The organism is Actinopolymorpha sp. B17G11, assembly GCF_040196095.1.
In the GTDB taxonomy this organism is placed as follows: Bacteria; Actinomycetota; Actinomycetes; order Propionibacteriales; family Actinopolymorphaceae; genus Thermasporomyces.
The window spans coordinates 1-838 of sequence record NZ_JBEFTW010000109.1 but is presented as its reverse complement, the minus strand read 5'-3'; the positions used below and the strand labels follow the sequence as shown (position 1 = coordinate 838).

1 protein-coding gene is annotated in these 838 nt (G+C 65.6%); it reads right to left on the bottom strand.

The features are described 5' to 3' along the window. Nucleotides 1-213: 213 nt before the first annotated feature. Complete coding sequence (locus tag ABN028_RS35205; RefSeq protein ID WP_349699672.1) at nt 214-690, bottom strand: hypothetical protein; 477 nt, start codon at nt 688-690, stop codon at nt 214-216. Nucleotides 691-838 lie beyond the last annotated feature (148 nt).

Here is an 838-nt window from a genome sequence, read left to right as displayed (position 1 = left end):
GCTGCCCACCGTCATCCGTCTTCTGCTGTCCAGACCCCATGGCCCCAGATGTCATCACTGTCCGTGCCCATCCCGCCGGACCCAGCCCGGCGTGTCGAGCCGGAAACACCGTTCAGTGCACAGTCCCGCCGCGTTCCGCGTGGTCATGCCGACCCGCGAGCGAGTGCTGTCGATCGTCTGCCGCCGGGCGTGGGTGACAGGACGTTCTCGGTGTCAGTCGTTCGGTCCAAGGACGTCAGCTGCTTGGCCCATCGATTGAAGGGGCGAGAGGTCGCCGTCGCGAACCCTTGTGCCACGTATACGGAAGTCTCTCAGGCGATAGCCCATGGAACCTGTCAGCGGAGCGAGCGTGGCAATGGCGCCGCCGTAGCAGATGCGGATCTCTGTGAGTTCGGGTAGGTGGGCCAGGTCGGCTAGGTTCAAGGTGGCCTCGCCGGTGATGCGGTAGTCGCCGATGATCCACAGGTGCTGAAGCCTGCTTGCCTGAGCCAGCGGTGCCAGGTCTTTGGCCCGCAGGTCGAGCAGCTCGACGTACTCGAGCCGTGGACAGCGCTGCAGACCGTCCAGGGACACCAGCTGGCGGGTTGCCTCCACCTTCAGTCGTCGAAGGCGCGGCTGATCGCCAAGGAACGTGAAGTCCGTCCCACGCCAGTCCCACACGGTGAACTCATCCAAGTCCACCGCGGCCACCTGCTCCAGGCCAGGTCGGCTGTCGAGGCCAATCCTCGAGGTCGTCGAGCCGGTCAGGTCTGGCAGCGGCTTCTTGCACCGCGTCAGAAGGCACACTTCGCGGACGCCAGGTATCAGCAAGGCCGCGGTATCGTCGACGACCGGCCCG